Consider the following 26,741-nt stretch of genomic DNA (forward strand, 5'->3'; position numbering starts at 1 on the left):
AGGGGATATTTTTAATTCTAACTATTTTATTTCAAGCGTATAGGGTTGTGTGCTAGCTTTGCCATCAAACTCACTTACTTCAATATAGTATTTGCCTGCATCCAGCTCCACCGTACCAACCTCGGCATCACCAACACCGTAAAGATCGAATGTTTTGACGGTTTTTCCGTTTGCATCTAACACTCGAATAACACCATCCAACGCTTTTTCTGTTTGGAGTGAGAAGAAGACTTCGCGTTTCTGATCGTTATTCCATTCAAAATAGTCTTTATCACCAAATGGTATACCTGCATTTAAATATTGCGTTGCAACCCATTTCTCATCCTTTTTCACAAGAACAGATGGCTTGCTAGGTACTCCATTTACTAATTTTGAATCCGCATCTTCATCCACATGCTTATGATCAAACAATGTTAATGTATAAGGCTGAATCGATACTTGGCCAAGCCCCATGCTGTTGACTAGAATAAAATAGCCTCGATCCTTCTTCGCCTTAAACGATGTATTTACATCGTTTGTACCCATCATTCCAAGTAACATTTCAAGAATATTATCACCTAAGCCAAATGGAATTTCTGTCTCCATTTCTTTGGCATCAATCTTCATATTGCCGTTCGTATCTTCGATAATAGCTCCTGCAAATTTCAAGTCTTTTTGCAGTTCTTTAGGTAGCTGAGCCAATTGTTCATTAGTAAAAGGAACTGAAGAAAGAAGCAGACTCATGACCTCATCATTGCCTTGTTGCTTATAGTAGTAATAATCTACATCATCTTGATAAATCAGGTGGTCTCTATAAGTAGTACCTGGTTGAATTTTTAGCGCTTTTGCTTCCTCATGATTGTTTGGATTGTACTCTGCTGGAATATCGCCTATTTTCTTTGTTTTCAATGTATAAGGCTCAGCAGATCGTTCTCCAGCATTGACAACGGCTACCACGTATGTTTTGTCCTTTTTCAATGGTATGACCTTTGCATCGTCTTCGTTACCAGCTGAACCAAGTAGTAGTGCCAGTATACCAAGGTCATTAGTTAAGGAAGAAACGGGAATTAATTCTTTTGTTTCTTCATCATATTCAAACACTGTACCTGTCGGCATTTGGTTCATGCCTTTCAAAAAGCTGAAGCTATAAAGGGCGTCTTCCTTCGCTTTAAATAAGAAATAATCCTCATCATAATCTGTTTGGAAATAAGCTTTTTGATCGTCACCTATTTCAAAGCGGATTGCTTGCTTAATGATAGGGTCAACATTTTCTAGATTGCCTGAAGCCGTAGGATTCAATAACATACTCATCAGGCTGTCAATTTCATTACGTTTTTTTATGTTGTTTTCTATAAGCGGTAATGGGCTCTCTGGAACATTTTCTTCGATCATGGCTTCATCTACAGGTAGACCATCCTCATCAGGTGGGAGGGAAACTACTTCACCTTTTAATGTGTAAGGGATCATCGATTCACTGATCGTTTCTTCTTTTTCGATGCCGCCACTAAAGAACATCTCCATAGAAAACTCGCTATTACTTTCATTAGATACACTTAAAACGTACTCTTGATCTGGAACAGCGTCGATAATCATACGAACCGGTTCACCTTTTGCTGTACCATAAGCGGTCTGCATTGGATAGGCTTCTTCTTCACCTTCATCATTTTCAGCTTGATCGATTTCTTCTGGTGGCACAGGATTAAAGTCATCTTTTAGATAAAGCTCCATAGAGGCAGTGACACCAGGAATTCCCGATAGATCAAATTGTAACGTCGTCGGTTTTTTGACAGAGAACGTGAAGTAATCTTGATCTTGTTGTTGATCTTTTGACAGTAATGTATAGTTTTTACCTGCTGTACTATATGGGAACTTTTTAATAGGCTCCATCGTAGACTTGTCTATTGTATCAATTGGCAAGTCCTTCGTCGTTTGTGCTGTAAAAATGTAAGTAGATTTGCCTTTTAAACTATAGCTTCCATTATGATCTTTGACACCAATAACAAGCGTTCCCTTTTGATCTGCTTTAAATAGATAACCTTCTTTTTTTCCTACGCGAACATCATTGACATGGATAGGCTCTACATCTCCAATCCCGCTATTTGGGTAGAAATATAAATCAAAGGCATAGTCGTATTTGTCAGCGCCTTTTAATGTTAATTGAGCATATTCATTTTCTTCTAAATCGACTTTATACCATTTCTTTTCGTCTTGCTGTTCAAAAGCACCCTGTTCTGTATTTAGCTTATTTTTAGCAAGGATCTTGGCGTTCTTAATACGATCTTCCTTTGTCTCTGAATAATGCTTAGGCAATTTATTTAAATCAAATTGTAATGCTTTTACAGGATCAACTAATCCGTGACCATAAGTAAGATCATAGCCTTTCTCGCCCAAATCTTGTGCGGTCATTTCTAAAATCGCTTCTATTTGATGCGGTTTTAAAGATGGGTCTTTGGATTTAAGAAGAGAGGCGATACCTGCCACGACAGGAGAGGCCATGGATGTTCCACTAAACTTGACAAAAGATGATCCTTTCTTCGCATCATGAACGGTACTATAAATGTCTTCACCTGGTGCAACAATATCCACAGATGGTCCGTAATTGGAGTAGCTTGATAGTTTGTTGCGTTCGTTTGTTGAACCAACACTAATGACACCTTCGAAAGAAGCAGGGAAGGAATATTCATCTGTCGATTCATTTCCTGCGGCCGCCACAATTGTAATCCCACTATCAATCGCCTTCTGAACGGCTTCCTTCATCAGGGGAGATTCACCATAGCCTCCTAGACTCATATTAATGACGTCAACGCCCTGCTCAATTGCATAAAGAATACCCTGTGCAATGATGAAATCATTAGCACCTTCTTTGCCGTTAAATACATCAATTGGCAGTAACTTTGCATTCGGATTAATCCCATGCCCACCTACGCCATTATCTTTTGCTGCGGTGATAATACCTGCCACATGTGTTCCGTGATCGCCTGAATAGGTAGTATTAGCAGGTGCTGCTGCATTATAGGGTGGGAGTACTTGTGACTTTAGATCGGGGTGTTTAAAATCTACACCAGAATCAATGACAGCAACTGTGACATCATGGTTGCCTGCTAATTCTAGTGCCTTATCCATTTGCAGTAAGTTTAAATGATACATCTCTTGTTTTTTAGGATCAGCTTCTTTATTAAAAGAATGATAGATGTAACTAGGAGATACACTTGATATTCCGTTTTGCTTTAAATAGTAAGAGACGGCTTTTTCGATCGATACGCCTTTATTTAGTTGTACAACATCATACCCTAATGAAGGAATGGAGCGGATGACCTTGGAGCCAATTTTTTTATGTACGTTTTTATCAAGACCTGAATGCTTGATAACAATTGTATCCTTACTCATCCATTTTTCTTCATTCTTCTCTGTTTGTTTCGCACTGTTTGCCAGCATGTTTTTCGCTTTATGCTGAGGTGCCTCAGCAAAGGCAGAAGCAGCAGGAACCATGAGTGCAGCAGATGCTACAACAGCGACTGATTTTTTATACCAACTTTTCAATTGTTATCTCTCCTTGGTGTTATAAATTAAATCTCGACTATATTAATACGGACAAAGATTAGAAAAGTTTCGTAATGGAGGAAAATTTTTCTTTGCTATTTTAATTTTTGGTAGATATAACGAAAAAACGAACAGCTAAATACTGCTTGTTTTTCGTATACCTAGCATTGTTAAAAGCTTTAGATCTGTTCTATTAATTGTTGTAGCTCCTGCTTGGAACGAGGGATGTTGATATTTTCCTGCAATAGCTTCTTTTTTTGCAAAGCTATGACCATTTCAAAAATCCATGGACGTTCAAGATGCGCGCGATGTAACAATTCGTCTTCATAAAACAAGGTGATTGGATCACCGTTATAAATAATTTTTCCAGCCTCCATAACAATGATTAGATCTGCCCATTCATAGGCGAGAGGTATGTCATGGGTTGCTAGTAAAATGGTTCTCTCACCATCATCTAATTTGGCTAAGTATTGTAATACTTGTGTAGCATAATAATTATCAAGACCTGCTGTTGGTTCATCTAACAAAAGGACAGAGGGCTCCATCGCTAAAACACCTGCCATTGCTACACGTTTTTTCTGACCTACGCTTAAAAAATGAATAGGTTTATCAAGCAAATCTTTCACTTCGGTTTGCGCAACGGCCCATGCTATTTTTTCTTCCGTTTTTTCAGTAGACCAGCCGAGATTCAATGGGCCAAATGCTATATCTTGCTTGACGGTCCCTGAAAAAAGCTGATGATCTGCATTCTGAAAAACAATGCCGACTTTTTGGCGTAGGGCCTTTAAAGCTTTTCGACTATATTCCAGATCGTTGCCTTCGAATACAATCGTTCCAGCTGTAGGTTTTAAAATACCGTTAAGATGCTGAAATAAAGTCGATTTTCCTGCGCCATTATGTCCGAGTATGGCGATTTTTTTACCTTTTGGAATGTCTAATGTAATATCTGACAACGCCTTCGTACCATCCGCATAGGCATAAGATAATTGGTTGAGTTCAAAATAAAATGCTGTCATGTAAAATACCCTCCATATACGATGAGGACTAGTAAAATAGCTGCCATGCCTAGCCAATTTTTCTTGCTATAAGAGCCCATCTCTTGCCAGTAGACTGCATCGCCTCCACGTGATTGCATGGCATTGTTGAGCTCTCGGCTACGCTGAAACATTTCCACAAATAATGCCACAATAAGCATGGAGACAGAGCGTAGCCATTGCATCGGTGAATGATAGCCAAGACGTGCTTGCTGGGCGAGATGTATATTTTGCATACTTTCTAAAAACATAAAAATAAAACGATAGGTTAGTTCGACGAGCTCCACTAATAAAGAGGGGAGTCGCCATTGTCGTAGCACATAACATATTCCTTGTACGGAAGTGGTTAGAATTAAAAAGTATAAACAACTAATGCTGCCAAGGACAATAAAGAACAGCTGTTGCGCTGCTAACACACTTGCATTCCCAATAAAGACAGTCCAATTCCTAAATGTAAACGACCAAATATGGGCAGGGAGTGTATTCGTTGATGATGTAAAGGAAAGTAAAATAGATACGAGACTTGTTAATAAGAAAAAGCTAGGTAGCAATAATAATTTGCCGTAGTATGCAAGCGGAATTTTTGCACCTAAAATGATAAAAGCACTCATTACAAAAAATGTAATGAGTGAAAGTCGTTCATCTCTCATGATGAGCGTTATGAGAAGTAGTCCAAGTGAAAATATCATTTTTTCTAGCGGATGAACGGACGCTAGCTTATTCAGATAGGCATACTTATCAATGAGTAACATAATGGTTAACCTTCTTTGTGTTTGCCACGCATATAGCCGATGAAGTAGCCAATAAAGCCAGCTCCTATAGCTGCCTGTAGCACGAATAATAAGCTTTCGATTTCACCACTTGGTGGCTCCCATAGACTTTCAAACCATGGTTCATATTCCGCATTAATTTCACCAATAGCTGCTTCTGCTTCTCCATCAGCACCACCAAATTCAGCACCTTTTTGTATGAATAAGGGAATGATGGCTAACAACACAACAATTGCTAATAACAATAAATTTTTCTTCATTTGTTAATGTGCCTCCTTTGTTGAGAAAACACGTAACGTTTTTAATTCGCTAACATTGTATTTTTTCAAGAAATTCATCACAATGACCGTTAAAATTCCTTCACTCACTGCTAAAGGAATTTGAGTTAAGGCAAAAATACCTGCAAACTTTGTAAAGGATGCCATAAAGCCTCCAACCTCTGAAGGAAAGGCTAGTGCTAGTTGTACAGAAGTCACAATGTATGTACCTAAATCACCAAGCATAGCTGCAAAGAATATGGCTAGTGAAAATGACAACCCTACTTTTTGAGCCCCTTTAAAGACAAAGTAAGCAATAAAAGGACCAACAATAGCCATAGAAAAGGCATTAGCCCCTAAAGTTGTAATTCCTCCATGAGCTAATAATAAAGATTGAAATAATAAAACGATTGTTCCAATTACACTCATTGCTAGAGGGCCAAAGAGTACTGTCCCAAGTCCTACACCAGTTGGGTGAGAGCAACTACCTGTAACTGAAGGGATTTTTAGGGCGGATAGCACAAAGGCAAAGGCTCCTGAAAGCCCCAAAAGCATTTTTGTTTCAGGATTTTCATCAATGGTTTTTCGAATAGAACGCAATCCTAGAATGATAAATGGGATAGAGATCACCCACCAAAAAATAGCCCATTCGATTGGTAAAAAACCTTCCATGATATGCATGGCAAAGGCACGTTTTGGCACGATTAAAAAGGCCAGTAAAAAATAACTAAGTTTCCACCATGATAATTTCAAAAAGCTTTCCTCCTAACTAATTAATAGATTTTTAGAATATTGCGTGCGTAATTAAAAAAAGCACTTCTCCTTAGGTGGAAAAGTGCATAGCTAAAAAAGCAAATAACAGTCTCATCTGCTAAGCCGCACACCTATCCTCGTAGGTTGAAACGATCACTTATTTTTCGGCAGGTCTCCTGGCTCTAGTTCAATGCTTTATAGGTCTTCCCATCCGTTGGACAGTGACATATTCTATAAAGCTCCCTATTACAGTGGCGGGACCGCGCCGGACTCAAACCGGCTTCCCTTTTAAGCAAAATGACAAGCACTTTGCACCGAAAAACATTCAAATTGTGAGATTTCACGACAAAGTGTAACATGAATTTCCATAAATATGCTATACCTTTTATGAAATTTTTTAAATTAAAGGTCAACGGTGAATATTCTGATAAAATTTTGTGCGCAAATTATATAGATTGTATAAATTTCATACCTAGTTCCATTCAAAATTGATAAATTTGTCATAAATTTTTAAAGAAATATTGAAATTTTAAAATAATAAGATATGATAAAGACAGTTTTCTATTTAAAATTCTAATAAAAATTTCATATAAAACGTCAATAAGTGCTCGAATAGCTCGAGATAATAGGGAAATTGGTGAAAATCCAATACAGCCCCCGCTACTGTAATAGCTGATGAAATCGCAAAGCCACTGGTGCAAACTTGGGAAGGTGCGACAGTAAAATGAAGCTTAAGTCAGGAAACCTGCTTATTTGATTGTGCATGCAAACTTTTCGGAGGGAGAAGTTGAAGCGAAAGCGGGTACCTGTATTTCATTCTATTCGTTTTTATTTGGCTTCTACAAAACCTTTACTCTTCGTTATAGAGTAAAGGTTTTTCTTTTTCCAAAAAGCAAATGAGGGGAGACAGAAGATGACAACTTGGAATTTAGAGGGGATGAAAACACATCTCTTTATTTGCAATGGCAGTAGCTGCATGAAAAAGGATGGGGAGGAAATTACCTTAGCCATTCGAGATGAGATACAGCGGCAAGCACTCGATCAGGAAATACATACGACAAGAACGCGCTGTAATGGACGCTGCAAGGATGCTTGTGTGGTAATCGCTTATCCTCAAGGAAACTGGTATCGTGTGCCATCAACAGAGCATGCTAGAACACTAGTACAAGATTTACATCATGAATCCTTATACAACGAACATGTCTTTACACTTCGTGAAGGTACATTACAGCGTACTGCTCAAACAACTGCCATTAAAGGGATCGAAAAGGTGAAAGAGGGGTAACAACATGGCGCAAAAAGGAAAAATTTTCGTAGTAGGCTTTGGACCTGGAGATTTTAAGCATATTACGACACGTGCAGTAGAGGCTTTACAACAAAGTGATATGATTATAGGCTATAAAACCTATGTAGAGCTGATTCAAGATTTAGTAAGTGCAAAATCGATTGTTAGTACAGGCATGACAGAAGAAGTGTCGCGTGCACAGGAAGCCGTTCGTCAAGCCGAAGCAGGGAGCATCGTCTCAGTAATTTCGAGTGGTGATGCAGGCGTCTATGGCATGGCAGGATTAGTCTATGAGGTGTTAATTGAGCTAGGCTGGACAGAAGCAACAGGAATTGAAGTTGAAATTGTTCCTGGGATTTCTGCGATTAATTCATGCGCTAGCATACTTGGTGCACCTATTATGCATGATGCTTGTACAATCAGTTTGAGTGACCATCTAACACCTTGGAATTTAATTGCAAAGCGTGTCGAGGCAGCTGCAATGGCGGACTTTGTCATTGCTTTATACAATCCTAAAAGTGGACGTCGAACAAGACAAATTGTCGAGGCTCAACGAATACTCTTAGAATATCGTTCGCCAGACACACCAGTTGGGCTTGTGAAAAGTGCCTATCGAGAACGTCAAGAAGTGACCATGACAACACTAGCAGAAATGCTAGAACATGATATTGGTATGTTGACAACTGTCATTATCGGGAATTCGTCAACATTTTTCTATGACAATAAGATGATTACGCCCCGCGGTTACCAACGTAAATATACCCTGGGTGAAGAGAAACAGCCATTACGTCCACATCAACGTTTACGCGAAGAAAATGAACCTTGGGCAATGAACCAAGAGACAGGAACAGCGCGAAATGACTTTACGGCTGACCCTAATGCAGGGCGCTTTAATAAACCCAGTATAGCCGCTACGCCAAAGCCGAAAAAAACAGCTCTTGAAATGGCTACAGCGGCACTTGCAATGGTAAAAGGGACAAGCGCAGTCAAAGTAACACCGAAGCTTGTACAGCAAAAAATAGAATCTATTTTTGAATTAGCAGTAAGTCCTGGTGTAGCCAATAAGTTTTTTACTCCCCAGCAAATGATGATGTTAGCGGAGGTCGTTGGGGATGAGGGGACGATGGAATACACACCAGATCATCAAATTCATTTGAAAATACCAACGACTGCCCCTGAACAGATCACAGAGAAATTACAGGAAGTAGGGTTTTTATTAGCCCCGATTGGTGATGTGTTATCACTGAAGGCTTGTGATTTTTGCTACGGTGAAAAGGCTGATTCAATACCATATGCAGAGGAAATACAAGAAAAACTAGGCGGTATGTCCTTACCGAAGACATTAAATATTGGCTTTAATGGCTGTGGGATGGCCTGTTATCGGGCTGTATTTGATGATATTGGCATCGTCTACCGCAAAAGTAAATTTGATGTCTTTATTGGAGCAAAACCAGTCGGTCGTACAGCACACGCAGCACAGCCTGTTGTAGAAGGGCTGGAGCCTGAGCAGCTGATTCCACTCATTACAGATATTATTGAAGAATATAAAGCAAATGCTCATCCAAATGAACGCTTATTTAAATATTTTAAACGTGTGAAAAAAATACTGCATTTTACGTATCAAGATATGTCTTCCAAAATAAAAGTAGAGCCAGCTCCGTGCGGCGACTAGTAAGGAGTAGAGAGATGAAAGCTATTTTATTTGTCGGCCATGGGAGCCGTTTAGCAGCAGGAAATGATGAGGTTCGTACATTTATCGAACAAATGACACCGCGTATTGATGAACAATTTTTAGTGGAAACTTGTTTCCTTGAATTTGCTTCACCTAACATCGAAGAAGGTATTACAAACTGTGTGAAAAAGGGAGCTACAGAGGTACATGTAATTCCAATCATTTTACTGCATGCAGGCCATTCAAAGCTGCATATTCCAGCGGAAATCGAGCATGCACGTGAGCATTATCCAACGATTACCTTCACATATGGTCAAACAATTGGTATCCATGATGAAATCTTTGCCATTTTACAAGATCGCCTAGCTGAAATTGGCTTTAATTCAGAACAAGAGCAGGAAGACACAGCGATTTTATTGATTGCACGAGGTGGCAGTGATCCATCTGCTAATGGTGATTTTTATAAAATCACGCGACTTTTATGGGAAAAACTACCTGTGAAATACGTAGAAAGTGCTTTTATGGGTGTCACAGATCCACGAGTTGAAGAAGGAATTGAACGTTGTGTCAAACTAGGTGCAAAAAAAATCATCATGTTACCATACTTTTTATTCACAGGCATTTTGATGGAACGCATGCATGGCATGTGTGAGAAGTTTAATGAACTTTATCCAGATTGTGATATTCAAATTGCTAACTATTTTGGCTACCATGAACGGTTACAAAATGTTTTATTAGAGCGTATTGAACAGGCAATCAACGGTACATCAACAGGTATGCAAGATCTAGAAGATTATCGCGCCTATGCGGCAGTACATGGACATGCACATCACCATCACCATCATGATCACGATCATGGACATGCGCATCATCATCATCACGACCATCACCATCATGACCATCATGACCATCACCATCATGACCATCATCATGAAGAGGAGCCGGTAAAATGATTTTCATGTTAGCAGGGACAAGTGATGCAAGGGATCTAGCCCTTGCATTACAAAGCGCAGGTTATGCGGTAACCGCTACGGTCGTCACTGAATCGGCAGCCTCTAGTCTTGCTGACGTTGGTCTGCCACATTTAATCGGTCGACTGACAGCTGAGGAAATGGCGACCATCATGACAGAGCAGGGCTATCAATTGGTGGTAGATGCCTCTCATCCATTTGCGGAAGAGGCCTCTAAAAATGCGATGGCAGCGGCAGAGCAGGCACAGATTCCATATATTCGCTATGAGCGAGCTCATGAGCATTATGCCCATCCTTTAATTACTGTTGTAAAGGATTATGAGGAGGCAGCTCAGCTAGCTGCAGAAAAACGCGGTGTCATTATGCTAACGACAGGAAGTAAAACACTCGCTACATTTACGAAGGTTTTACACGGCTTAGAAAATACGAGAGTAATTGCTCGTATGCTTCCACGACTGGACAATATGGAAAAATGTGAGGCGCTCGGCGTGGCACAGCGAGATATTGTGGCCATTCAAGGTCCGTTTTCAAAGGAATTAAATGAAGCTCTATTTCGTCAATACGGAGTGACGTTGATGATTACCAAAGAAAGCGGTAAAGTTGGCTCAGTTGATGAGAAGCTAGAGGCAGCCCTTGCATGCCAGATCGAAACGATTCTTATTGCACGACCAAATATTCAATACGGCCAACAATATTCAACATTTGAAGAAGTATTACAGGCTGTTGAACATACAATTTAGGAGGCATTTTCCATGGATTTTAAAACAGATTTCAAACCATTAACGGTGGACCCAGATAAAATTTACGATTACAGTTTCTCGATAATTGCAGAGGAAATGGGCGAGCATGACTTCTCAGAAGATGAATGGAAAGTTGTACGTCGCATTATCCATGCATCCGCTGATTTCGAGCTAGGCCGTAGTGTCATCATTACACCAGGTGCTATTGAAGCGGGTATCAAGTCTATTCTTGCTGGACGTCATGTCATTGCAGATGTGCAAATGATTGAAAGTGGCTCTGGTAAAAAGCGTTTCCAAAAACATGGTGGCGATTTGCATTGCTATATTGCGGATGAAGATGTATCAATAGAAGCGAAAAAACAAAATACAACACGTGCCATCATTTCGATGCAAAAGGCTTCAAAATTACATGAAGGTGGTATTTATGCCATTGGTAATGCACCAACCGCATTACTGGAATTGATTCGTTTAATTAAAGAAGGGCTAGCAAAACCAGATTTAATTATCGGTATGCCTGTTGGTTTTGTGTCAGCAGCTGAGTCAAAAGAAGAGCTGCTTAAACTAGAAGGGATTCCGTACATTACAAATGTTGGTCGTAAAGGCGGTAGTACAGTGACGGTTGCTGCTTTAAATGCCATCTCACTTTTAGCGGACGAACAGGCGAAAAAATAATGGAGCGGAAGCCAAAAAAGGACCCCAAGGACATGCGTCACGGTTATACGACGGGAGCCTGTGCAACTGCTGTATCAAAGGCTGCACTGCTTGCCCTTATTACCAAGGAGGAGCAAGAGACAAGCACGATTCATTTACCTATTGGTCGAGATGCAACCTTTACAATTGAAAAATGCATATTTGAAGAAAATGCTGTCAGCTGTGAAACGATTAAAGATGCTGGTGATGATCCTGATGCGACCCATCAGGCACTCATCGTTGGCACAGTGAGCTGGGCAGATACACCTGGGATTCATTTAGATGGAGGTATTGGCGTCGGGCGTGTCACAAAGCCTGGCTTGCCAGTGCCTGTCGGAGAAGCAGCCATTAATCCTGTACCCCGTAAAATGATTTATAGCACGGTCCAAGGTGTGTTGGACGAATTTCACATTACACGAGGCGTGAATGTAGTGATTTCTGTCCCTAAGGGCGAGGAGATTGCTAAAAAAACGTTAAATGGACGACTCGGTATACTTGGGGGCATCTCAATCTTAGGCACTAGGGGAACCGTCGTGCCTTTTTCGAGTTCTGCTTATATGGCTAGTATTGTCCAAGCCATCAGTGTAGCGAAAGAGGCTGGCTGTGAGCATTTAGTGGTGACAACAGGTGGACGAAGTGAGAAGTTTGCGATGAAACAATACCCACATCTAGCAGAAGAAGCATTTATTGAAATGGGTGACTTTGTAGGTTTTACATTAAAGCATTGTAAGCGTCTAGGCATCAAGCAAGTTTCACTCGTTGGGATGATGGGGAAATTTTCTAAAGTCGCACAAGGAGTCATGATGGTGCATTCCAAAAGTGCACCGATCGATTTTAATTTTTTAGCACAATTGGCAGAGGATATAGGGGCAGATGAAGAAACGATAGCACAAGTTCTGGAGGCAAATACAGCTTCACAAGTAGGTGAGATGATGATGGAGAAGGGCTATGATGCGTTCTTCCATCGTTTATGTGAGGCCTGCTGCTATTCCTCTATCCATCATATTAAGGGCGGTTTAACGCTTTCCACATCGATCTATTCGATGCAGGGACAATTATTAGGAAGGGCTGATGACATTGCATCGATCGATGAAGTTGATTGGGATCGGGGATAACGGATTAGCAAGCTTATTACCCCAATACCTTCAGTGGATTGAGGACTGTGAGGTACTTGTTGGTGGTGAGCGAGTACTTGATTTTTTCCCAGACTTTAGAGGTGAAAAAATCCTGATAAAAGGAGGTCTTTCAACACTTGTTGAAAGATTGTCTGAAGAAACAAGAAATACCGTGATTCTTGCATCTGGAGATCCATTATTTTATGGCATCGGAGGCTATTTAGCAAAAAAGCTACAAATAGAGGTTTATCCATATATGAGCTCTGTCCAGCTTGCCTTTGCGAAAATGGGAGAGAGCTGGCAGGATGCTTACGTAACGAGTATTCATGGACGACCAATGAAGGGCCTGGCACAGCGAATTGATGGCAAAAAGAAAGTAGCACTTTTAACAGATGCAGAGAATAGTCCGAATGCTCTCGCTCAATATTTAAAGCATTTTGGTATGACGGAATATCGTGCGTTTGTAGCCGAAAATTTACAGGGCGAAAACGAAAAAAGTGGCTGGTACTCGCTCGATGAAATGGAAGTTACTCATTTTTCTCCTTTAAATGTCGTGATTTTAAAACAAACAATAGCACCGAAACGCTACACACTCGGGATTGATGATGAAGAATTTTCACAACGAAAGCCAGATAAAGGACTTATTACAAAGAAAGAAATTCGAGTTTTAAGTTTGCAAGCCATGCAGCTACAACAGGATAGCATTATTTGGGATATTGGCACATGTACGGGATCCATGGCCATTGAGGCAGGTAAGCTTGCGCCAGAAGGACAAGTATTTGCTGTAGAAAAAAATGCACCAGATTTAGAAAACTGTCTCCAGAATCAACAAAAATTCCGAGTTGATATGACAGCTATTCATAGTAAAGCACCAGAGGGCTTAGACAGCTTTCCAGACCCTGATGCCATTTTCATCGGTGGCACTGGTGGTGAAATGGTTGAGTTACTGCAATTATGCTGTCAGCGTTTAAAGCAAAATGGGCGCATTGTCTTAAATGCAGCGACTATTGAAAATTTATATAAAGCCGTTGAGGCATTTAAAGCTTGTGGTTTTGCTGTTGATATTTTGCAGGCACAGCTTGCACGTAGCAAGCCTATTTTAGACATGACACGCTTTGTGCCATTAAATCCAATATACATTATTTCCGCTTATCGAAAGGAAGAAAATTATGAGTAATCTAGGAATTTTATATGGCTTGGGCGTTGGTCCTGGCGATCCAGAATTAATTACAGTAAAGGCGTTCCGTGTGATTCAGGAGTCACCTGTTATTGCCTATCCAAAAAAGCTAAAAGGCAGTAAAAGCTATGCCCATCGTATTGTAGATGTGTATATTAATCCAGAAGAAAAAGATATGCTTGGTCTTGTATTCCCCATGACGAAAGATGAGGCTGTTCTAGAACGTGAATGGACAAAATCAGTAGAACTTGTCTACGAAAAATTACAAGAGGGGAAAGATGTAGCCTTTGTCACAGAGGGCGATCCATTATTGTATAGTACGTTTATTCATATGATGAAGCTAATGCAGGACAAGCATCCAGATGTCGAAATTCGAACGGTACCAGGAATTTCTTCGTTTAATGGCTCTGCATCACGCTTAGGCATTGCGTTAGCGGATGGTGATGATCGTGTTGCGATTATTCCTGCGTATGACAATTACGAAGCTATGCGTGAAGCGATTGAAACACATGATGCTGTTGTTTTTATTAAAGTGGCGAAAGTGATTGATTTAATGCTTGAAGTGCTACGCGGTTTAGATTTATTAGATAAAGCATCCGTAGTAACAAAGGTAACATCTGATGAAGAAATCATTTGGGATGTGCGTGAGTTGGATGGTGTCGATTTAGAATATTTAACATTAATGGTGGTGCGTAAATAATGAAGAAAATCTATATTGTCGGCGCTGGTCCTGGTGATCCAGATTTAATTACAGTCAAAGGTTTACATATGTTACAAACAGCGGACGTTGTCATGTATACAGATTCATTAGTGAGTGAGGATCTCATTGCGAAAGCTAGACCTGATGCGGAGGTCATTCGTACAGCAGGTATGCATTTAGAGGAAATGGTTGCCGTGATGGTGGACCGAGTCAATGCTGGGAAAACAGTGGCACGTATGCATACAGGTGACCCAGCGATGTATGGTGCCATTATGGAGCAAGTTGCGCTATTAAAAAAGGAAGGCATTGGGTATGAAGTCATTCCAGGAGTTAGCTCTGTATTTGCATCGGCCGCTGCAATCGGAGCTGAGCTAACAATTCCTGATCTAACACAAACCCTTATTTTAACGCGTGCTGAGGGGCGCACACCTGTACCAGAATTTGAAAAGCTACGTGATTTAGCGAGCCATCATTGTACAATTGCCTTATTTCTTAGTGCAACGCTGACGAAGAAAATTGTCAAAGAGCTACAGAGTGCTGGTTGGGCTGATGACACGCCTGTAGCAGTTATTCAACGTGCTTCATGGCCCGATCAAAAAATCGTACGAACAACTTTAATCGAATTAGATGAAGCGATGCGTGTGAATGGTATTCGTAAGCATGCGATGATTTTAGCGGGATGGGCATTAGACCCGAACATTCATGATAAAGATCAATATCGTTCGAAGTTATATGATGCAAGCTTTACACATGGCTTTAGAAAAGGTGTGAAGACAAGTGATTGAGTTACAAGAGGGTGTGTTACCAGAGGTTGATCAACGTAATCCTTATGCCGTTGTAGCCATTACGAAGCATGGTGTCCAAATAGGACGTCGTCTGCAGCAAACCTTTGCAGCAAGTGATTTATATTATATGAGTAAATTTGAACAAGGCGATGAAGCAGAAAAGCATATTCAACTATTTACAGGCTCAGTGCGCCTGCTATTGCCAACACTCTTTAAGCAATATAAAGGGTTGATTTTAATTATTTCACTAGGGGCAGTCGTACGAATGATTGCGCCGATTTTAAAAGATAAAAAGACAGACCCAGGTGTTGTGGTGATTGATGATCGAGGGGAAAATGTTATTAGCGTATTATCAGGGCATTTAGGTGGTGCCAATGAGCTAACACACGAGGTGGCAGCTGCACTTGGTGCAAATCCGATTATTACAACGGCTTCTGATGTGCAAAAGACGATTCCCGTTGATTTATTTGGAGCCCGCTTTGGCTGGGTATGGGATAGTGCGGATAAATTGACACCTGTTAGTGCATCTGTCGTAAATGAAGAACATGTAGCCATTGTACAGGAGACAGGTGAACGTGACTGGTGGATGCGTGATACACCGATGCCAGAGCAAATTAAAATCTATCCATCCACACAGGCAGCTATCCAAGCTGCTCCCCATGCCACATTATTAATAACAGATCGAATCATTGAACCTGAAGAAGAGGTTCTTCTAGAAAACGGTGTTATTTATCGCCCAAAATCCATTGTGCTAGGAATGGGCTGTAACCGTGGTACATCGTTAGAGGAAATTGAACAAGTAATCGATGAAACCTTGGCAGAGCTAAAGCTTTCGAAAAAAAGTGTGAAAGCCTTATGCACGATTGATTTAAAGAAAGATGAGCCATGTTTCCTAGAGATTACGAAGAAATATGATTGGGAGTTCGTTACGTATACACCAGATGAATTAAATGAAATCGAATTTCCATCACCCTCTGAAACAGTCTTTAAATATACAGGCGCATACGGAGTGAGTGAACCAGCAGCTATGCGCTATGCACAGGTACCATCACTCCTATTAGAGAAGAAAAAATCAGGTAATGCTACGATTTCAGTTGCTAGATACCTATTTTAAGGAGGAAGTCCATGCAAACAAATCGCTTTGTACTAGCTGGTACGGGTAGTGGTGTAGGCAAAACTACTTTTACCATTGGACTGATGAAGGCACTACAAAACAAAGGAAACGTGGTACAGGGCTTTAAATGCGGTCCTGATTATATCGATCCAACCTATCATACAGCTGTAACGGGCAGAGTATCACGTAATATTGATAGCTGGATGTTTTCGCACGAAGCAGTCCGTGATATTGTAGCACGTGCAAGTATGGATGCAGATGTGTCCATTATTGAAGGTGTGATGGGCTTTTATGACGGTAAAAGCCCTTTATCTGACGCTGGGTCTGCTGCTGATATTAGCGTAGTGACAGAGAGTCCTGTTATTTTAATTGTCAATTGTGCTAGCATGGCACGTAGCGTAGCAGCAGTTGTGAAAGGCTTCCAATTACTATCAGATAAGCCGAATATCGTTGGTGTTATTGCGAACCAGGTTGGTAGTGTCGGTCATTATGAAATTGCGAAGGCAGCTATTGAACAAGAATGTGGCATTCCTGTTATTGGCTACCTAAAGCGTGAGGAAGGGATTGATATCCCGAGTCGTCATTTAGGGTTAGTACCCGCTATTGAAAGAGGAGAGCTAGATTCATTTTTTGATAAACTAGGGAACCTTATGGAAGAAACGATTGATTTGGACCAATTAATACATTTAACAAAGGCTCCTATTTTGCAAGAATCAGGTCATTTATTCAGAGAGGAGCCTTCACGAAATATTTGTATAGCGGTTGCAAGAGATGCAGCATTTAATTTTTATTATGAAGAAAACTTGGCGTTGTTACGTGCGAAAGGTGCGACACTACAGTTTTTCTCACCGCTTGCGAATGAGCCTGTACCAGCTGAAGCAGATGGCTTGTATATTGGTGGTGGCTTTCCTGAGGAATTTGCAGAGTCACTTGCTACCAATACAGTCGTTAAAGACTCTATTCGGGAAGCTATTGCCAAAGGTCTTCCGACATTGGCTGAATGTGGGGGCTTTATGTATTTAACAGAGGCTATCACAAATAGCCATGGTGACCGCTATGCCATGGTAGGGGTAATTCCTGGAGAAGTGGCGATGCAAACAAAACTAGCAGCACTTGGTTATCGTGAAATTTTTGGCACAGCCGATAATTTCTTAATTGGTGCTGAGGAACAAGCGAAGGGCCATGAGTTCCATTATTCCAAATATAGTGGTTCTCACAATACAGCAGCCTATGAAACGATTGGTCGTTTTGGCAAAAAGAAAGAAGGCTATCAAGAAGGAAATTTAGTGGCTGGCTATACTCATTTCCATTTTGTATCAAACCCAAAGCTAGTTGACAATTGGTTAACAGCTTGTAAGAAGGTGAAAAGTAATGACTAATTATTTTCCTATTCATATCAATCTAGAATATAAAACAGTTGTGATTGTAGGCGGGGGTCACGTGGCAACGCAGAAGGTAGCATCCCTGTTACCAGCAAAGGCAAACATCGTGATTGTCAGTCCAACCTTACATAACACATTACAGTCACTTGCAGAGTCAGGGCAAATTACTTGGAAGCAAAAGGAATTTGAACCTCGTGATTTAGATGACGCCATTCTCATTATCGCTGCAACGAATGTGACAGCAGTTAACGAAGCCGTTCAAGAAGCAGCACAGCATTGGCAATTAATCAACCGAACAGATAAACAAAGTGAAAGTGATTTTATTACGCCTGCTACTGTTCGCCGTGGTCCGTTGGTGGTAACTGTTTCGACATCGGGAGCAAGCCCAAGTCTAGCCCGCAAGATTAAAGCAGATTTAGAAGAGCAATTCGATGATGCTTATGATGACTATGTATGCTTTTTACAGCAAGCTCGATTAATGATTGCTGCTAAGTATGATAAAGGTCCACAAAGACGTGCGGCATTACAAGCATTGCTAGAGCCAAACATCCTTGAATGGACACGTCATGGTGAGATCGATCGACGAGAAGCATATTTACAACAACTATTGATGGGAGCAACGCAATGAAGGATGGAATCGTATATATCGTGGGAGCAGGTCCTGGCGATCCGAAGCTCATTACTGTGTATGGACTGGAATGTATTCAAAAGTCTGATGTAATTGCTTATGACCGTCTTGTAAATCCTAAATTGCTTGATTTTGCAAAAAAGGATGCGGAGCTAGTTTATTGTGGCAAATTACCTGGGAAGCATCATCTCATTCAAGAGGAAATAAATGCATTACTCGTTGAAAAAGCACAAGAAGGTAAAATTGTTACACGCCTAAAAGGTGGCGATCCCTTTGTTTTTGGACGTGGCGCGGAGGAAGCTGAAATATTAAAAAATCATGGCATTGCCTATGAAATCGTTCCGGGGATTACAGCAGGAATTGCAGCTCCTGCATACGCAGGAATTCCAGTTACACATAGAGACTTCGCGACAAGCTTTGCCCTTGTAACTGGACATGGTCGTGAAGAAAAAGGACAAGATTTTTTGAATTGGCCCGCTTTAGCTACGGGTATAGATACCGTTGCCTTTTATATGAGCGTTGGTAATATTGCCTACATTGCTCGCAAATTAATCGAAAATGGACGGAAGGCAACAACACCAGTAGCGGTCATTGAGTGGGGAACAACTGCTCAGCAACGCACGATTACAGGGCCGCTAGATGAGATAGCCAGCATCATTGAGCGTGAAGGGTACCATAACCCTTCTATGATTGTTGTTGGCGAGGTTGTCAATGTACGGGAAAAAATTCAATGGTTTGAAGAGCAAGGTCTTACCTTTTCATAATCATTTCTTATAAGCGCACAAGGAGGAAGCACTATGACTGTCATTGAAGCATTAAAAAAACGTCGAGCAATTCGTAATTACACGACACAACCAGTAGAGAAAGAAAAAATTGAGCAAATTTTACAGGCAGCAACCTATGCACCAAATGACCGGATGCGTGAGCCCTGGCATTTTTATGTCATTCAAGATGAAGCCATGAAGCGTTATGAAGAAATGGCAAGTGCTTATTTACAAGAACGCTTTCCCACGAAGCCAAATTTAGTGGAAAGTTCATTAAAGGTTGTACAAACAACCCCTGTAGCCATTGTGGTGACAGCTGACATAGTAGAAGGGGACACAGATGCGACAGAAGATAATGTCTTTGCTGTATGTAGTGCCATTATGTCTATGTGGTTGACAGCAGAGGAGCTAGGTCTTGGCTTTGTTTGGCGTACACGTGGTGTTGGCCTCGTACATGATCCTCGTATGCATACGTTTATTGGTGCAAGCGACGCTCAAAAAGTAGTTGGTACAATATTTATTGGCTACCCACAGGAGCAAGAACAAACCGACAAGAAACGAACGCCGTTTGCAGAAAAGACAACATGGCTGTAAGGAGGCTATCAGTATGGCAAGAAAAGGCTTGTTTTTAGTATATACAGGTGAGGGTAAGGGCAAAACGACAGCATCTCTTGGCGTTACATTGCGTGCAGTTGGTCGAGGCTTAAATGTGCGTTATCTGCAGTTTATCAAATCCCCAGAACGTACTTATGGAGAGCAAATTGCCCTTCGTAAGCTAGGCGTAGAAATGGAACAAATGGGCATAGGTTTTACATGGACAAAAACACCTGAGGAGCATCGAGCTGCATTAGCCAAGGCTTGGAAAAAAACGAAGGCAGCTCTACAGGATGACAGCATTGATTTATTGGTCCTAGATGAACTCAACAATGCCCTAGCGATCACCAAGTTTCCAATCGATGATGTCCTTCCTCTAGCAGAAGTCATCGAGGCAATCCAACACCGCCCTTCTACAATGCATTTGGTTGTCACAGGACGAAGTGCGAATCCAGCATTACTAGCAATGGCTGATTTAGTGTCAACCATTGAGGCGACAAAGCATTACTATGATGAAGGGATTCCAGCGGTGAAAGGGCTCGAATTTTAAGGCCCTTTACAAGGCTGAATGAAAAATACCCGCGTTTCGCCATGGAATACCCGCGGAGTGAAGAGAAATACCCGCGCTTTGCCATGGAATACCCGCGGAGTGAAGGGAAATACCCGCGCTTCGCCATGGAATACCCGCGGAGTGAAGGGAAATACCCGCGCTTTGCCATGGAATACCCGCGGAGCGACGCCGAACATTACAGAGGAGAGTGACTATGCCAGCAAAATCAATCATGATTCAAGGAACAGCTTCCGATGTTGGAAAAAGTATGATTTGTACCGCACTATGTCGTATATTTTCAGATGATGGACTGAAGGTAGTCCCATTTAAATCACAAAATATGGCTCTTAATTCATTTGTTACGAAAGATGGCGGTGAAATCGGCCGCGCCCAAGGGGTACAGGCCGAGGCGGCTCGTGTTGTTGCAACGACTGATATGAATCCTATCCTGCTGAAACCGAAGCAAGATATGATGTCAGAGGTTATCGTTCATGGTAAACATTTTTTAAATATGGATGCCAAAAGCTACCGCAATAATTTTGTGCAAGAAGCGATGCCAATCGTAGAAAAATCAGTACGCACGCTACAAAATACATATGATGTCATTGTTCTAGAGGGAGCTGGTAGCCCAGCAGAAATTAACTTAAAGGATCGCGATATTGCTAATATGCGAATGGCTCACTTAGCAGATGCAGCGGTGGTCCTCGTTGCTGATATTGATCGTGGCGGGGTCTTTGCCTCGATTGTTGGGACACTGGCATTGTTAGATGAGGAAGAACGAGCACGTGTTAAGGGATTAATTATTAATAAATTTAGAGGCATGCGTGAGTTACTGGATGATGGTTTGGCATGGGTGGAGCGCGAAACGGGTATTCCAGTACTTGGTGTGATTCCTTATGTCGAGGTCAATATTGAAGCAGAGGATTCTCTTGCATTATCGTCACTACGTTTTAAAAAACCAAAGCCAGGCGAATTTGCTGTAGATGTAGCCATGATTCGTTTACCACGTATTTCAAACTTCACCGATATTGATCCATTTTTCGATGAGCCAGAGGTGGGTGTACGTTTAATTGGTCATGTCAATGAACTAGGTACACCCGATTTACTCATTCTGCCAGGAACGAAAAGTACAATGGATGATTTAGCTTGGCTAAAAGCACAGGGCTTCGATCAAGCCATTACACATTTACGTGAATGCGGTACTAAAATTATTGGCATTTGTGGCGGTTTCCAAATGCTTGGTGAAACATTACTTGATCCAGAAGCAGTGGAGGGGAATGGTGAATCTGCAGATGGTCTTGGGCTATTGCCGATGGAAACCATTTTTGTAGGCAATAAAAAAACGGTGCAAATGACAGGCGTAAGAGGGCAGGACACATTGACAGGCTATGAAATCCATCTAGGGCGTACAAAAATTTTACGTGATGCGGTATCACCGTTTTTACTGTTAGAGGATGGAAGAGAAGATGGTGCGGTTAGTCAAGATGAGCAAGTGATTGGCACGTATTTCCACGGCTTGTTCCATAATCGTACCTTTACCCGTCAACTTGTCAATGAAATACGAGTGAAAAAAGGGCTAGCAGCTTTACCAAGTGATGTGAAAAGTGACAAAGAACGAAGAGAAGATGCCTATAATATGTTAGCCGACCACGTTCGTGCAAATCTTGATATGAAAAAAATATATGAAATATTATCGTTAGAGGTATCTATATGACGAGAAAAGGACCGTTAGCCATTAACTATGAGGCATTATGGCAGGAAGGTATGAAGGACTGGCATGGCAATATGCCTGAACGAATGGTGAATGATCAGCTAGAGGAGCAATTTTGGGCCCAATCCGTGGCGCGAAAAAAAGTGGGACAAACAGATCCTTATGCTGCATTGATTTTTCAGGAGCTTCAAAAAAAGATTGAACCTCAGCATTCTGTATTAGAAATTGGTCCTGGGTGGGGCAATTATACATTTCCATTAGCTGATAAAGTAAGGAAGCTCACATGTGTGGATAGCTCTGAAAGCATTTTGAATTACTTACAACAGTGTATGCCGCAGGAGGAGCACGTTTCCTATATTCATGCGAAGTGGGAAAGCTTAGAGGATGATGAGATTGAACCACATGATATCGTCCTGGGCGTGAATTGTTTTTACCGCATGTATGAAATCAAAGCAGCTTTATATCACATGAATCGGCTGGCGAAGAAGCGGGCCATCATTGGGATGACGACAGGGCCCATCCAGCCACACTATGAACAATTGTATGAAAAATATGGTTATGACATTAAATTTCCCCGCAGAGATTATATCGAGTTTTTGAATCTACTCTATGAAATGGATATTTACGCGGATTGTCAGATTATCCCGCTCGAGCGTGTCTATGAATATGAAAGCTATGAGCAGCTTGTGGCAACACAGAGTAAAAAAATCCTAACGACTAATTTTCAGCGAGCCCATGTAGAGGAATCACTGCTACCTTTTATCGAAGAAAAGGATGGACGTTATTATTATCGTCATGATTTTCATGCAGCCCTTGTGTCATGGCAACCAAAATAATTAAGAAACCTTTGGAGAAACTGTACACCAAAGGTTTTTCTTATGGGAATGGATAAGGTACAATAAAACGATATAAATAAGAAGTGAGGTGGCATATGTGCAGCTACATTTTCTAGGGACAGGCGCAGGCATGCCTTCAAAAGAACGAAATACAAGTGCTCTGATGGTAAAGCTATTAGATGAAGTGAGTGAAATGTGGCTATTTGACTGTGGGGAGGCGACACAGCATCAAATCCTTCATACGTCGTTAAAGCCACGGAAAGTGACGAAAATTTTTATTACACATTTACATGGGGATCATATTTTTGGACTTCCAGGCTTTTTAAGCTCACGTTCCTTTCAGGGTGGAGATGAGCCGCTAACGATCTTCGGGCCATCTGGCTTACAGCAGTGGATTGAACAAACATTGGCCCTATCAAAAACCCATTTAACATATCCTTTGCGCTTTGTAGAAGTACAAGAAGGCATTATTTATGAGGATGCTCATTTTACAATTTATGCTAAGGAATTGCGCCATGTTGTACCTTGCTATGGTTATCGTATTGAACAAAAGGATTTACCAGGCGAATTATTAATTGACAAAGCGCAGGCACTTGGCGTTCCAAAGGGACCTTTGCTAGGGCAATTAAAAAATGGCCACGACATTGTACTTGAAAATGGTGATGTGGTACTGGCAAAAGACGTGGTGGCACCAGCCAAAAAGGGCTTTACGTTGTCAATTTTAGGTGATACGAAATATTGTGAAGAAGCGATCCAATTATCAATGGGTGCTGATATCATTGTCCATGAAGCGACTTTTGATGGTACAACAACAGATTTAGCAGCAAGCTATGGTCATGCAACAAATGTGGAGGCTGCAAAAGTCGCACAGCAAGCTGGTGCACACTATTTATTATTAAATCATTTAAGCGCACGTTTTCTCCCATATGACTTACCTCAATTTTTAGCTGAAGCACAGGAAATTTTTCCGAATACATTCCTAACAGCTGATCAAGCCGTCTATACATGGCAACACAATAAATTATTCTGATATAATTATAAAATAAAAAACATCTATTAGAGGAGATTCTTCTAATAGATGTTTTTAGTTTATCGTCCTAAAGGTTTATAGCTAATTTTGTTTAAATATTACTGTTCACTCATGAGAAATATCCTTTTTTGCATGCCTCTAATCGTACAAAATAGTTAAATTTTTCCTAAATGATCTGCTATTTCGAAATTTTTACAAATTAATGACAATTTAAACTACTTCAAAACTTATTATTTTATATTTAATAAATAGTTAATGAAATATATGGAAGTCATATTGTATGATGAAGTGGAAATAATCGTAATTTTTAGGGGGATCTCATCATGAGAAAGTCAATGAAATGGAAAATGCTTCTGGAGATTATGGGCATTGTGGTGTTCATTATAACGGCATTTTCTATTTATATTTATCAAGCTACATATAAAAGTGCAAAAAACAATGGAGAAGCAATCGCCAACTCCATTGTCATGGGGATGGAAGGAGCGATTCAATCTAGAGAAAAAGCGGAAGAAATCATGGAAAAAGAAATGATTGCCGAATCTGTAATGGCTTCTTACATCATTGACAAAGGTGCTACATATGAGGATTTAAAGGCCATTGCTGAGCGAGGTGGCATCGATGAGATTTGGAGTACAGATGATAAAGGGAATACAACGGTGACATCAGTAGCTCCAACTGTTGATTTTAACTTTGGCGCTGATCCAAACGGACAAGCGGCAGAGTATATGCAACTCTTAGACGGTAGAGCGAAAGAAATTATCCAAAAAGCACAGATTCGCGATGTCGATGATCAATTTTTCAAATTTGTCGGGGTAGGTAGCTGGAATCCAGCAACACCACAAATTGTACAGGTAGCTCGCCATGGACAGCAGCTACTAGACTTAGAAGCAAGTATCGGCAGTGAATCCTATATCGATCAACTGGATAACTATTTATCCTCGACCGTATTATTTGCTGCGATTGTAGATGAAAAAGGCCAAGCCATTGCCGCTACAGCAGATCAAGATTTAGCCGATATAGGTTTTGAGCCAGCCCAATTTTCAGCACAAAAGTCGACTGAATTTTCAGGGCGCTATGATGGCACACGTGTCACGCAATATGTGAAACCATTATCGAACGGTACATACTTAGCGATTATTGTATCCAATGCCGTCCTATCGCATATTTTAGTAGGTACAATTGTGGCTTCGTTGATCGTAATTTGTGTGATTTTCTTCACTACAGGCCTATCTATTTCCAAACAAGTAGCTCGTATTTTAAGCGTGCGAAATTCTTTAGAGGAAATTAGTAAAGGTGAAGCGGATTTAACGAAGCGCATTCCGATCAATGCCAAGGATGAAATTGGCCAATTAGTGACTTCATTTAATGGGATGATGGATAATTTCCAACAAATTATGTATGAATTAAAGCAAGGGGCCAATCAAATAAAAGAAGCTACCTATACGATTCAAGAAAATGCTCATGAAACACTTGAATCAGCCGCAATTATCCAAGGAGAATCAAGTCAGGTCGCTCAGGCCTCCTTTGCCCAACAGAATAATACGGCTGACAGTGCACACTCAATGGAGGAATTGGCACGCAGTATTCAATATATTTCGGAATCTATAGCAGAAATTTCTAGTATTTCGCGTAATACCGAGGAAAACGCAGATAATGGATTACAAATTATGCAGTCCTTACAAAAGCAATTAGTGACGATTCATGAGAAAACAAATTTTGCGGTGATTGGAACACAGGAACTTGAAAAATTATCTACTATGATTGGGGAATTTACCAATGTGATTACGGGGATCTCTGATCAAACGAATTTACTGGCATTGAATGCATCTATCGAAGCGGCGCGTGCAGGTGAAGCGGGGAAAGGCTTTGCGGTTGTAGCTGAAGAAGTTCGTAAATTAGCAGAAGATTCTAAGAGTGCGGCGGATAGAATTACACAGGTGGTGATAAATGTCCAAAAGGAAACAGCCAATATTGTAGCAACCATCCAAGCGACAGCAGATGTATTACATGCAGGACGTGCAATCGTACAACAAGCACAGCAATCGTTTGAAGGCATTCATAATGATGTACAGGTGTTAGCAACACAAGTGGATTTAGTATCAAGCTCCACCGAGGAAATTGCTGCAAGTACAGAGGAAGTAACAGCTACCATGGAAGATGTTTCACTCTTGGCTAAGCAAACATCTCAAAGTGTTGATGCCGTTGCCCAAAAGGCTAAGCATCAAGCGGAAAATATGGAAAGTATGACCGCATTTATCGATCAATTGAATACAACAGCGGAAAATCTCCAACTATCAGCAGGCAAATATAAAGTATAAAAGGAAAAATATAGTACGATAAATCACTAGATTCCCGTATAATTGAAAAAAGGGGTGTGGTTTAAATGAATCAACAAAAGATGCCGCCAGCATTATTACGATTAATCGTCATTTTTCCCAATGTGCTGAGCTATTTACTATTATTCGGTCTAATTATTTTTGTCATGACAAATTATGAAACATTAAAAGCAACAAATAATTTAACTGTGTGGATTATTTTTATTGTCGTATTAGCACCCGCTGCTGCCTACACGACTTTCAGCATCGTAAAGAAAATTCGAGCAGGGCATATGTAACTCACAAGTGTTGTTATTAGAGGATGTTCTAATAACAACACATTTTTTTT

25 protein-coding genes and 2 riboswitches are annotated in these 26,741 nt (G+C 40.8%); of the genes, 20 read left to right on the forward strand and 5 right to left on the reverse strand.

All coding sequences use genetic code 11. The features are described from left to right. Nucleotides 1-21: 21 nt before the first annotated feature. The 5 genes from V1L66_RS09120 to V1L66_RS09140 form a co-directional block, all read right to left on the reverse strand. The gene (locus tag V1L66_RS09120) at nucleotides 22-3,519 is read right to left on the reverse strand and encodes a S8 family serine peptidase (RefSeq protein ID WP_333005192.1); all 3,498 of its coding nucleotides are present in this window, start codon (nucleotides 3,517-3,519) and stop codon (nucleotides 22-24) included. A gap of 179 nt (nucleotides 3,520-3,698) precedes the next feature. Then, nucleotides 3,699-4,535: an ATP-binding cassette domain-containing protein gene (locus tag V1L66_RS09125; RefSeq protein ID WP_333005191.1), complete on the reverse strand. Its 837-nt coding sequence runs from the start codon at nucleotides 4,533-4,535 to the stop codon at nucleotides 3,699-3,701. After that, nucleotides 4,532-5,305: a cobalt ECF transporter T component CbiQ gene (gene cbiQ / locus V1L66_RS09130; protein WP_333005189.1), complete on the reverse strand. Its 774-nt coding sequence runs from the start codon at nucleotides 5,303-5,305 to the stop codon at nucleotides 4,532-4,534. Before cbiQ ends, V1L66_RS09125 begins: the two co-directional genes overlap by 4 nt. A gap of 5 nt (nucleotides 5,306-5,310) precedes the next feature. After that, nucleotides 5,311-5,583 carry an energy-coupling factor ABC transporter substrate-binding protein gene (locus V1L66_RS09135; protein WP_009370241.1) on the reverse strand — a complete coding sequence of 91 codons (273 nt, stop codon included), beginning with the start codon at nucleotides 5,581-5,583 and terminating at the stop codon, nucleotides 5,311-5,313. A 3-nt stretch (nucleotides 5,584-5,586) separates the two neighbouring features. After that, nucleotides 5,587-6,333 carry an energy-coupling factor ABC transporter permease gene (locus tag V1L66_RS09140; RefSeq protein WP_048392343.1) on the reverse strand — a complete coding sequence of 249 codons (747 nt, stop codon included), beginning with the start codon at nucleotides 6,331-6,333 and terminating at the stop codon, nucleotides 5,587-5,589. 148 nt (nucleotides 6,334-6,481) lie between these two features. Next, nucleotides 6,482-6,667, reverse strand: a riboswitch (cobalamin riboswitch). A 251-nt stretch (nucleotides 6,668-6,918) separates the two neighbouring features. Beyond that, a riboswitch (cobalamin riboswitch) is annotated at nucleotides 6,919-7,101 on the forward strand. Between the two features lie 145 nt (nucleotides 7,102-7,246). Between V1L66_RS09140 and V1L66_RS09145 the strand changes: the two genes are divergently transcribed. The 20 genes from V1L66_RS09145 to V1L66_RS09240 all read left to right on the forward strand — a co-directional run bounded on the left by V1L66_RS09145 (nucleotide 7,247) and on the right by V1L66_RS09240 (nucleotide 26,691). Continuing rightward, nucleotides 7,247-7,618: a ferredoxin gene (locus V1L66_RS09145; protein ID WP_004231296.1), complete on the forward strand. Its 372-nt coding sequence runs from the start codon at nucleotides 7,247-7,249 to the stop codon at nucleotides 7,616-7,618. A 4-nt stretch (nucleotides 7,619-7,622) separates the two neighbouring features. Beyond that, entirely contained in the window at nucleotides 7,623-9,290 is a 1,668-nt protein-coding gene (cobJ, locus tag V1L66_RS09150; RefSeq protein WP_281216242.1) for a precorrin-3B C(17)-methyltransferase, read from the forward strand. 14 nt (nucleotides 9,291-9,304) lie between these two features. After that, nucleotides 9,305-10,243 carry a sirohydrochlorin chelatase gene (locus V1L66_RS09155; protein ID WP_259419668.1) on the forward strand — a complete coding sequence of 313 codons (939 nt, stop codon included), beginning with the start codon at nucleotides 9,305-9,307 and terminating at the stop codon, nucleotides 10,241-10,243. Further along, on the forward strand, nucleotides 10,240-11,001 hold the full coding sequence (gene cobK / locus V1L66_RS09160; protein ID WP_333005184.1) for a precorrin-6A reductase: 762 nt from the start codon (nucleotides 10,240-10,242) through the stop codon (nucleotides 10,999-11,001). The genes V1L66_RS09155 and cobK overlap by 4 nt, the downstream gene beginning before the upstream one ends. Before the next feature lie 12 nt (nucleotides 11,002-11,013). Next, entirely contained in the window at nucleotides 11,014-11,673 is a 660-nt protein-coding gene (locus V1L66_RS09165) for a precorrin-8X methylmutase (protein WP_004231303.1), read from the forward strand. Beyond that, complete coding sequence (locus V1L66_RS09170) at nucleotides 11,673-12,806, forward strand: cobalt-precorrin-5B (C(1))-methyltransferase (RefSeq protein WP_333005182.1); 1,134 nt, start codon at nucleotides 11,673-11,675, stop codon at nucleotides 12,804-12,806. The genes V1L66_RS09165 and V1L66_RS09170 overlap by 1 nt, the downstream gene beginning before the upstream one ends. Further along, nucleotides 12,763-13,983 (forward strand): bifunctional cobalt-precorrin-7 (C(5))-methyltransferase/cobalt-precorrin-6B (C(15))-methyltransferase, encoded by a 1,221-nt coding sequence (locus V1L66_RS09175; protein ID WP_036077437.1) that lies wholly within the window; start codon nucleotides 12,763-12,765, stop codon nucleotides 13,981-13,983. Before V1L66_RS09170 ends, V1L66_RS09175 begins: the two co-directional genes overlap by 44 nt. Further along, complete coding sequence (gene cobI, locus V1L66_RS09180) at nucleotides 13,976-14,683, forward strand: precorrin-2 C(20)-methyltransferase (RefSeq protein ID WP_312125362.1); 708 nt, start codon at nucleotides 13,976-13,978, stop codon at nucleotides 14,681-14,683. Before V1L66_RS09175 ends, cobI begins: the two co-directional genes overlap by 8 nt. Further along, nucleotides 14,683-15,468, forward strand: coding sequence for a precorrin-4 C(11)-methyltransferase (cobM, locus tag V1L66_RS09185; protein WP_004231312.1), 786 nt, complete (start codon nucleotides 14,683-14,685; stop codon nucleotides 15,466-15,468). Before cobI ends, cobM begins: the two co-directional genes overlap by 1 nt. Next, nucleotides 15,461-16,582 carry a cobalamin biosynthesis protein gene (locus V1L66_RS09190; RefSeq protein ID WP_333005179.1) on the forward strand — a complete coding sequence of 374 codons (1,122 nt, stop codon included), beginning with the start codon at nucleotides 15,461-15,463 and terminating at the stop codon, nucleotides 16,580-16,582. Before cobM ends, V1L66_RS09190 begins: the two co-directional genes overlap by 8 nt. A gap of 11 nt (nucleotides 16,583-16,593) precedes the next feature. Then, on the forward strand, nucleotides 16,594-17,961 hold the full coding sequence (locus V1L66_RS09195; protein ID WP_333005177.1) for a cobyrinate a,c-diamide synthase: 1,368 nt from the start codon (nucleotides 16,594-16,596) through the stop codon (nucleotides 17,959-17,961). After that, nucleotides 17,954-18,592: a bifunctional precorrin-2 dehydrogenase/sirohydrochlorin ferrochelatase gene (locus V1L66_RS09200; RefSeq protein WP_009370253.1), complete on the forward strand. Its 639-nt coding sequence runs from the start codon at nucleotides 17,954-17,956 to the stop codon at nucleotides 18,590-18,592. The genes V1L66_RS09195 and V1L66_RS09200 overlap by 8 nt, the downstream gene beginning before the upstream one ends. After that, nucleotides 18,589-19,356 (forward strand): uroporphyrinogen-III C-methyltransferase, encoded by a 768-nt coding sequence (cobA, locus tag V1L66_RS09205; RefSeq protein WP_054549204.1) that lies wholly within the window; start codon nucleotides 18,589-18,591, stop codon nucleotides 19,354-19,356. The genes V1L66_RS09200 and cobA overlap by 4 nt, the downstream gene beginning before the upstream one ends. Nucleotides 19,357-19,389: 33 nt before the next feature. After that, on the forward strand, nucleotides 19,390-19,950 hold the full coding sequence (locus V1L66_RS09210; RefSeq protein ID WP_048392353.1) for a nitroreductase: 561 nt from the start codon (nucleotides 19,390-19,392) through the stop codon (nucleotides 19,948-19,950). Between the two features lie 13 nt (nucleotides 19,951-19,963). Then, a complete protein-coding gene (locus V1L66_RS09215; protein ID WP_048392354.1) occupies nucleotides 19,964-20,500 on the forward strand; it encodes a cob(I)yrinic acid a,c-diamide adenosyltransferase in 537 nt (178 codons plus the stop codon). A 214-nt stretch (nucleotides 20,501-20,714) separates the two neighbouring features. Further along, nucleotides 20,715-22,214 carry a cobyric acid synthase gene (locus tag V1L66_RS09220; protein WP_333005173.1) on the forward strand — a complete coding sequence of 500 codons (1,500 nt, stop codon included), beginning with the start codon at nucleotides 20,715-20,717 and terminating at the stop codon, nucleotides 22,212-22,214. Beyond that, nucleotides 22,211-23,047, forward strand: coding sequence for a class I SAM-dependent methyltransferase (locus tag V1L66_RS09225; RefSeq protein WP_312125354.1), 837 nt, complete (start codon nucleotides 22,211-22,213; stop codon nucleotides 23,045-23,047). Before V1L66_RS09220 ends, V1L66_RS09225 begins: the two co-directional genes overlap by 4 nt. 97 nt (nucleotides 23,048-23,144) lie before the next feature. Further along, complete coding sequence (gene rnz / locus V1L66_RS09230) at nucleotides 23,145-24,077, forward strand: ribonuclease Z (protein WP_312125353.1); 933 nt, start codon at nucleotides 23,145-23,147, stop codon at nucleotides 24,075-24,077. Between the two features lie 323 nt (nucleotides 24,078-24,400). Continuing rightward, nucleotides 24,401-26,395 carry a HAMP domain-containing methyl-accepting chemotaxis protein gene (locus V1L66_RS09235; RefSeq protein ID WP_333005171.1) on the forward strand — a complete coding sequence of 665 codons (1,995 nt, stop codon included), beginning with the start codon at nucleotides 24,401-24,403 and terminating at the stop codon, nucleotides 26,393-26,395. 65 nt (nucleotides 26,396-26,460) lie between these two features. Then, the gene (locus V1L66_RS09240) at nucleotides 26,461-26,691 is read left to right on the forward strand and encodes a hypothetical protein (RefSeq protein WP_009370265.1); all 231 of its coding nucleotides are present in this window, start codon (nucleotides 26,461-26,463) and stop codon (nucleotides 26,689-26,691) included. Nucleotides 26,692-26,741: the final 50 nt, after the last annotated feature.

Source organism: Lysinibacillus sp. IITD104 (assembly GCF_036698265.2).
Classification (GTDB): Bacteria; Bacillota; Bacilli; order Bacillales_A; family Planococcaceae; genus Lysinibacillus; species Lysinibacillus boronitolerans.

Bases quoted from the DNA above. Each gene is read 5' to 3' on its own strand.
- V1L66_RS09165 (WP_004231303.1), top strand. From the start codon at position 11,014: ATGGATTTTAAAACAGATTTCAAACCATTAACGGTGGACCCAGATAAA.
- V1L66_RS09200 (WP_009370253.1), top strand. From the start codon at position 17,954: ATGACTAATTATTTTCCTATTCATATCAATCTAGAATATAAAACAGTT.
- V1L66_RS09225 (WP_312125354.1), top strand. From the start codon at position 22,211: ATGACGAGAAAAGGACCGTTAGCCATTAACTATGAGGCATTATGGCAG.
- V1L66_RS09170 (WP_333005182.1), top strand. From the start codon at position 11,673: ATGGAGCGGAAGCCAAAAAAGGACCCCAAGGACATGCGTCACGGTTAT.
- V1L66_RS09195 (WP_333005177.1), top strand. From the start codon at position 16,594: ATGCAAACAAATCGCTTTGTACTAGCTGGTACGGGTAGTGGTGTAGGC.
- cobM (WP_004231312.1), top strand. From the start codon at position 14,683: ATGAAGAAAATCTATATTGTCGGCGCTGGTCCTGGTGATCCAGATTTA.
- V1L66_RS09235 (WP_333005171.1), top strand. From the start codon at position 24,401: ATGAGAAAGTCAATGAAATGGAAAATGCTTCTGGAGATTATGGGCATT.
- cbiQ (WP_333005189.1), bottom strand. From the start codon at position 5,305: ATGTTACTCATTGATAAGTATGCCTATCTGAATAAGCTAGCGTCCGTT.
- V1L66_RS09125 (WP_333005191.1), bottom strand. From the start codon at position 4,535: ATGACAGCATTTTATTTTGAACTCAACCAATTATCTTATGCCTATGCG.
- V1L66_RS09215 (WP_048392354.1), top strand. From the start codon at position 19,964: ATGGCAAGAAAAGGCTTGTTTTTAGTATATACAGGTGAGGGTAAGGGC.
- cobJ (WP_281216242.1), top strand. From the start codon at position 7,623: ATGGCGCAAAAAGGAAAAATTTTCGTAGTAGGCTTTGGACCTGGAGAT.
- V1L66_RS09240 (WP_009370265.1), top strand. From the start codon at position 26,461: ATGAATCAACAAAAGATGCCGCCAGCATTATTACGATTAATCGTCATT.
- V1L66_RS09210 (WP_048392353.1), top strand. From the start codon at position 19,390: ATGACTGTCATTGAAGCATTAAAAAAACGTCGAGCAATTCGTAATTAC.
- V1L66_RS09135 (WP_009370241.1), bottom strand. From the start codon at position 5,583: ATGAAGAAAAATTTATTGTTATTAGCAATTGTTGTGTTGTTAGCCATC.
- cobI (WP_312125362.1), top strand. From the start codon at position 13,976: ATGAGTAATCTAGGAATTTTATATGGCTTGGGCGTTGGTCCTGGCGAT.
- V1L66_RS09175 (WP_036077437.1), top strand. From the start codon at position 12,763: ATGACATTGCATCGATCGATGAAGTTGATTGGGATCGGGGATAACGGA.
- cobA (WP_054549204.1), top strand. From the start codon at position 18,589: ATGAAGGATGGAATCGTATATATCGTGGGAGCAGGTCCTGGCGATCCG.
- cobK (WP_333005184.1), top strand. From the start codon at position 10,240: ATGATTTTCATGTTAGCAGGGACAAGTGATGCAAGGGATCTAGCCCTT.
- V1L66_RS09145 (WP_004231296.1), top strand. From the start codon at position 7,247: ATGACAACTTGGAATTTAGAGGGGATGAAAACACATCTCTTTATTTGC.
- V1L66_RS09220 (WP_333005173.1), top strand. From the start codon at position 20,715: ATGCCAGCAAAATCAATCATGATTCAAGGAACAGCTTCCGATGTTGGA.
- V1L66_RS09155 (WP_259419668.1), top strand. From the start codon at position 9,305: ATGAAAGCTATTTTATTTGTCGGCCATGGGAGCCGTTTAGCAGCAGGA.